The 6,066-nt window shown below is 67.6% G+C and carries 5 protein-coding genes and 1 riboswitch; of the genes, 2 read left to right on the forward strand and 3 right to left on the reverse strand.

Annotated features, from left to right (window positions below):
• Positions 1–33: 33 nt before the first annotated feature.
• Both VKV26_04010 and VKV26_04015 read left to right on the forward strand, forming a co-directional pair.
• Positions 34–1,221, forward strand: coding sequence for a TRC40/GET3/ArsA family transport-energizing ATPase (locus VKV26_04010; GenBank protein HLZ69055.1), 1,188 nt, complete (start codon positions 34–36; stop codon positions 1,219–1,221).
• A gap of 96 nt (positions 1,222–1,317) precedes the next feature.
• A riboswitch (TPP riboswitch) is annotated at positions 1,318–1,428 on the forward strand.
• A gap of 71 nt (positions 1,429–1,499) precedes the next feature.
• Complete coding sequence (locus VKV26_04015; protein ID HLZ69056.1) at positions 1,500–2,981, forward strand: cytosine permease; 1,482 nt, start codon at positions 1,500–1,502, stop codon at positions 2,979–2,981.
• A gap of 84 nt (positions 2,982–3,065) precedes the next feature.
• Here VKV26_04015 and VKV26_04020 read toward each other — a convergent pair whose 3' ends face one another.
• The 3 genes from VKV26_04020 to VKV26_04030 form a co-directional block, all read right to left on the reverse strand.
• Positions 3,066–3,962 (reverse strand): alpha/beta hydrolase, encoded by an 897-nt coding sequence (locus VKV26_04020; protein ID HLZ69057.1) that lies wholly within the window; start codon positions 3,960–3,962, stop codon positions 3,066–3,068.
• Between the two features lie 29 nt (positions 3,963–3,991).
• Positions 3,992–5,458, reverse strand: coding sequence for a glutamate--tRNA ligase (gene gltX / locus VKV26_04025; protein ID HLZ69058.1), 1,467 nt, complete (start codon positions 5,456–5,458; stop codon positions 3,992–3,994).
• Between the two features lie 53 nt (positions 5,459–5,511).
• On the reverse strand, positions 5,512–6,066 hold a 555-nt coding region (locus VKV26_04030), incomplete at its 5' end, for an RluA family pseudouridine synthase (protein HLZ69059.1).

Raw genomic sequence — 6,066 nt, forward strand, 5'->3', positions numbered from 1 at the left:
GCTTGGGGTCCGTGCGTGAAGGAAGCCCAAATCGTGCGCATTGTGCTTAATCTCGGCAAGGGCGGCGTCGGCAAGACGACGACCTCGGCCGCCTCCGCCGTCCGTGCCGCCGCGCTCGGCCACCGCACACTGGTGGTCAGCACCGACATCGCCCACAGCCTGGCCGATGTGCTCGACCGGCCGCTGGGCGATGAGCCGGTGCCGATCGCCGCTAACCTCTGGGGCCAGGAGATCAACGTCGTCGCCGAGATGCGGCGGCGCTGGCACGAAGTGCGGCCGCGGCTCAATGCGGTCCTGCAGCGGGAGGGGCTCGACGCCGTCGCTTCGGAAGAGCTGGCGATCGTGCCCGGCATGGACGAGCTGGTGGCGCTGGCCCAGGTGAACGAGCTGAGCAAGAGCGGCAGTTACGACGCCGTCTTCGTCGACGCCGCGCCCACGGGCGAAACGATCCGGCTGCTCAGCGTGCCGGAGACACTGCCCTGGTACATCGAGCGCGTCCAGAACCTTGGCAAGAAGATTCCGCGCATCGCCCGGCCGCTGGCGAAAAGTGTGATCGGCGACGCAGGGGGCTTCCTCGACTACGCCGGGGACCTCTCCAGCCTGGTCAAGGACCTGCGCGTCACCCTGGTAGATCCGGAGGTCTCCAGCTACCGCCTGGTGGTGAACCCGGAACGTATGGTGGTGAAAGAGGCCTTGCGAGCGCAGACCTATCTGAATCTGTTCGGCTACCCGATCGACGCCGTGGTGCTGAACCAGATCCTGCCGCAGCCGCAGTCGGACGATCCCTTCATGCAGCAGCTCTGGCAGCAGCAGCAGGGCTACATCCGCTGGGTGGAAGACAGCTTCCGCCCCTTGCCGATCCTGCGCGCCCCGCGCCACGCCCGCGAGGTGATCGGTCTCGCGGCTCTCGACGACCTGGCGGAGAGCCTCTTCGGCCGGTGCGATCCGACGGCGGTGCTGCACCGCGGCCCGACGCAGGTGATCGAGCCGATCGACGGCGGCTACCGCATGCGCATTCCCATGCCCAACGTCGAAGCCGAGCGGCTGAACATGGCGAAGCGCGGCGACGAGCTGTTCGTCGACGTGGGCAACATCCGCCGCGAGATCGCCCTGCCGCGCGTGCTGGCGCCGCTCGAAGCCGCCGGCGCCACGCTGCGCGACGGCTTCCTGGAGATCACCTTCGTGGCGCCGGCAGAGCCGCAGGCCGCCGCCTCGGGGTAGCGCCTGCTAGCCGCTGTGTCATTGACAGCGCTCGCAGTCGCGCCGTACAGTCACGCTGTTACCTGATCTGGGCACGCCACGTGCCCCGTTACAACCGAAGACGCTCACGGGAGCTCGGGAAGCCGGGCTGAGAGGGTGGCCGAGTCGCCGCCGACCGTCGAACCTGATCCGGGTAATGCCGGCGCAGGAAGAAGGCCGCAATCCGTTCCCCACCCAGAACCAGCCGGCAGCACCGTGCCGAGCCTGCCCGTGAGGCCAGCTTCGCAGGGAGGCAGGCCATGGCCACGGAGGCGGCCGGCGCCGGTCCGCTGGACGTTCGCGGCGTTCCGGCAGATGACTTTCTCAGCATCGAGCAGCATGCGCTCGACCCGATCCCGCTGGCCGACCGGCACGGCACGCCCGGCGGCCTCTTCCTGCTCTGGGCGGCGGCCCAGGCGAACTTCACCTCGATCTTCACCGGCGCGTTGCTGATCGCCGCCCTCAAGCTGAACGGCATCGCCCTGGGCACCGGCGACGCCATCGTGGCCATCGTGATCGGCGGCGTGCTGGCAGCCGTGGTGCTGGGTCTGCTGAGCGTGATCGGCCCGCACACGGGCACCTCTCAAGTCGTCGCATCGCGCGCGACCTTCGGCATGCGCGGCGCCGCACTGGGCGGCTTGTTCACGCTCTTCCTGGCGATCGGCTGGTTCGCGGTGGACAGCGTGATCGGCACGCAGGCGCTGATCGCGCTGCTCGGTAAGGCCGGCGTGAGCAACAGCAAGCCGCTCGAGGCGATCCTTCTGTTGTTGATTGTGGGCGCTTCGATGGTCGTGGCTGTGTATGGTCACCAGACGATCAGCGTATTCGAGCGTTTCGGCGCAATCGTGTTTGTCGCCTTCGCCGCGCTGGTCTTTGTCTGGCTCGTTCCGAAGATCGACTTCGGCGCCGCCGCGCAGATCCATGGCGCCGACCACGCGGGTGCATTCATCCTCGGCGCGAGCGTCGTCTTCGCCTTGATCGCCTCGTGGTACGGGTTCGCCAGCGATTACTCGCGGTATCTGTCGCCGAGTGCCGAGCGGCGTCGCGTGACGCTGTTCGCGGGTGGCGGCATAGCGGCATCGACGATCTTGCTCAGTATCCTCGGCGTCCTGCTTCTGACGATCGACCCGAACCGCGATCCCAACGGGCTGCAGGATACGATTGTCAATGCCTTGCCGGGCGTGATCGGCATCCCCTTCCTGCTCTATGTCGCGATCGGCATGGTTTGGGGCAACTACTTTGATGTCTACACCGCCGGCCTCTCGTCGCTGGCGATCGGCCTGCCGCTCTCGCGCTGGCGTGCAGCTCTGGTCTGCGGCGTGCTCGGCGGCGTGCTGGCGTACATCGCCCTCTTCCAGTCGGACTTCCAGACGCAGTACACCAACTTCCTGCTGCTCACCTACGTCTGGGCGCCGGGCTGGGCGGCGGTGGTGCTGGCCGATTTCTTCTTCGTCCGCAAACGCATTGAACCCACGGATCTGGTGCGCCGCGGCCCGCGCTACTGGTTCTCCGCGGGGTTCAGTCCGACGGCGCTGCTCGCCTGGGCGATCGGCACGGCGGCAGCGACTCCGTTCATCAACAGCCCGCTGTGGACGAGCCCGCTGTCGAAGCACCAGTTGCACGGCGCGGATTTGTCGGGCGTCGTCGCCTTCGTCGTCGCGGGCGTCGTTTACCTGGCGGCGGCGCGGCGTGGCCAGGTGGCCGCCGGGTCCGGCGCGGAGGCGGTGGGCAGCGATGCGTAGCAGCAACCATGGCAGGCGAGCGGGATGCTTGTCGGCTTCAAGCAAGACCACGGCAGCGCCGTTGAAGCACCCGGCACGACGGAGTCAGCCGGACGGCGGGGCGATGCGCACGTCTGAGAGGAACTCCCGCAAGTAGCGGTTCACCAGGCCGGGTTGCTCTTGCTGCACCCAGTGGCTCGTGCGCGGGATGTAGCGGATACGCAGGTCGCCGACCCAGCGCTCCATGCCATGTGTCAGCTCCACGCCCAGAGCGCGGTCGTTCGTCGCCCAGATCAGCAGGGTCGGCGTCTCGATCAGGGGCATGGGGCGCTCGCGGCGGAACTCGCGGGCGGCGGCGCGGTACCAGTTGATCGCGGCCGTCAGGGCGCCGGGTTGCGCCGCGGCCTCCTTGTAGGCACGGATCTCGTCGTCGCTGAAGGTGCCGGGCCGCGCCCAGCCACGCAAGGCCCGCTCGATCGAGCGGTAATTGCCCGCGCGGAAACCGAGCTCCGGCAGCTTTGGGATCTGGAAATAGAGCATGTACCAGCTGCGCAGCATCTGGCGCGGGTTGCGGCGCAGCGCATGCTGCATCGCCGCGGGATGCGGGCAGTTCAGCACCGCCAGGCGGCGCGTCAACTCCGGGTGGCGCATGGCGAACAGCCAGGCCACGCCGCCGCCCCAGTCGTGCCCGACGATGACCGCCTGCTCCTCGCCCAGCTTGCGAATCAGGTCGGCCACGTCTTCGACCAGGTACTCGCTCGCGTAGGCGCCGATCCCCGCCGGTTTCTCGGTCAGGTTGTAGCCGCGTTGGTCCGGAGCGACGGCGCGGAAGCCGGCCGCGGCCAGCGCCGGCAACTGGTGCCGCCAGGAGTACCAGAACTCGGGGAAGCCGTGCAGCAGGAGCACAAGCGGCCCGCGGCCCTGCTCCGCCCAGTGCATGCGGATGCCGTTGACCGTCTCATAATGATGAGTCAGCCCCGGCGCCTCAGCTGTCTCAGCCATATCGCCGCCCTCGCATCGCCGGTGCCGCGTCAGTCGGTGAGCAGGCTCACAGCCGCCTTAATGCGCTTGAAACTGCGGCGCTTGCCCAGCGCGGCCATCGCAGCATTGACCGGCACGCCTTGCGGCGCTCCCGTGATCGCGACGTAGAGCAGTGGCGCCGCCTCACGCGGCTTCAGCGTGCGCTGCTCGAAGACGCGGCTAACCGCGGCCCAGATTGCGTCCTTCTCCCAGTCTTCGACATCCTCAAGCTCCGCGGCGATCTCTTCGAGCGTGAACAGGGCCTCCTCCGGCCGCTCGGCGAAGCGCTTGCCCAGCAGCGTGGCCCGGTCGTACATCACCTCGTCTTCAAAGAGAAAGCGTAGCTTCGGCGCCACTTCGGAAAGGAGATCGATCCGCGTCTGCAGTTCCGGCGCGATGCTGCGCACGATCTCCGGCGTCACGCGCTGGGCCAGCTCGTCCGGAAGATCCTTGAGCAGCCATTCTTCTACCAGTGTCGCGAAGCGCTTTTCGGGCAGCGCATAGATGTACTCGCGGTTCATCCAGCGCAGCTTGTCGAAGTCGAAGACGGCGGGGCTCTTGGAAACGCCGTCTAGATCGAAGTTTTCGACGAACTGCTCGCGGCTGATGATCTCGGTCTTGTCGTCCAGCGCCCAGCCGAGCAGGCCAAGAAAGTTGACCAGCGCGTCCGGCAGGTAACCTGCCTCCACGAACGCTTTGAAGGCCGTATCGCCATGCCGTTTGCTCAGCTTGGAGCGGTCCTTGCCCAGGATCAGCGGCAGATGAGCGAAGATCGGCGGCTGCCAGCCCAGCGCGCGGTAAATCAGCAAGTGCAGTGGCGTGCTGGGCAGCCACTCGTCGCCGCGCAGGACGTGCGTGAACTGCATGTAGTGGTCGTCCACCACCACGGCGAAGTGATAGGTCGGATAGCCATCCGACTTGATCAGCACCGCGTCTTGAAGCAGTCCGTTTTCGAACTCGACCTCGCCCTTGATCGCGTCGTGGACAATGGTGAGGCCGTCGAGCGGCACCGCGAAGCGCACTACCGGCGTCACGTCGCTCGCCTGGGCGGCCGCGCGCTCCTCTGGGGAAAGATTACGGCAATGGCGATCGTAGCCGGGCGGCAACTTCTGCCTTTGCCGCTCCGCATTCACCTCTGCGAGGCGTTCGGGCGAGCAGTAACAGTGGTAGGCGCCACCGTCGGCCAGCAGCCGCGCGATCTCTGCTCGATAGAGATCGAGGCGCTCCGACTGGAAGTACGGCCCGAACGGCCCGCCCACCGCCGGTCCTTCGTCGGGCTCCAACCCGAGCCAGCGCAGCATTTGCCGGATCGACTCGACCGCGCCGGGCACCAGCCGGTTGCGATCCGTATCTTCGATGCGCACGACGAACTGGCCGCCGTGATGCCGGGCGAACAACCAGTTGAACAATGCTGTGCGCGCCGTGCCGATGTGCGGCTCGCCGGTGGGGCTGGGCGCGATGCGAACGCGGACAGTCATCGGGTCACCTCGGTGTGCCTCACAAGAGGTACGCGGCTACGGCATTTTGCTCTCTACTCAGCCCTCATCTGCCTGCGCGCTCGATCGAGCATACGCCCGCTGTCCACGGGGCAGCCAGCCAGCAATTCGTCGGGCAGCGGCGCTTCGAGCGTGATGCGCTGGCCGTCGCTCGGCCGAGCGAAAGCCAGGCGCCAGGAATGCAGCCAGAGCCGGTCCGCCGGCCCACCTGCGGCGCCATAGATCGGGTCGCCGGCGATCGGACAGCCGATTGCGGCGAAGTGTACGCGCAGTTGGTGCGTGCGCCCGGTTTCGAGGCGGGCGAGCACTGTCGTGAAGCCATGGCCGCTCGCCAGCGTCTGGTACAGGGTGCGCGCCGGGCGCCCGTCGCCGCGCACGGCCATCCTCTTGCGATCGTTGAGGCTGCGGGCGATTGGCGCGTCGATTACGCCCAGCGGCGGGCGCGGCGTGCCAACGACCAGCGCCAGGTAGCGCTTCGCCATGCTGCGCTGCGCCAGTTGGCGTGAGAGGGCCGCGTGGGCGTGGTCGTTCTTGGCGACCAGCAGCAGCCCGCTGGTGTCCTTGTCCAGCCGGTGCACGATGCCCGGCCG

It is taken from the genome of Dehalococcoidia bacterium (assembly GCA_035310145.1).
In the GTDB taxonomy this organism is placed as follows: Bacteria; Chloroflexota; Dehalococcoidia; order CAUJGQ01; family CAUJGQ01; genus CALFMN01.

Coding starts and splice junctions, on each gene's coding strand:
- VKV26_04020 (HLZ69057.1), bottom strand. CDS start 3,962: ATGGCTGAGACAGCTGAGGCGCCGGGGCTGACTCATCATTATGAGACG.
- VKV26_04015 (HLZ69056.1), top strand. CDS start 1,500: ATGGCCACGGAGGCGGCCGGCGCCGGTCCGCTGGACGTTCGCGGCGTT.
- gltX (HLZ69058.1), bottom strand. CDS start 5,458: ATGACTGTCCGCGTTCGCATCGCGCCCAGCCCCACCGGCGAGCCGCAC.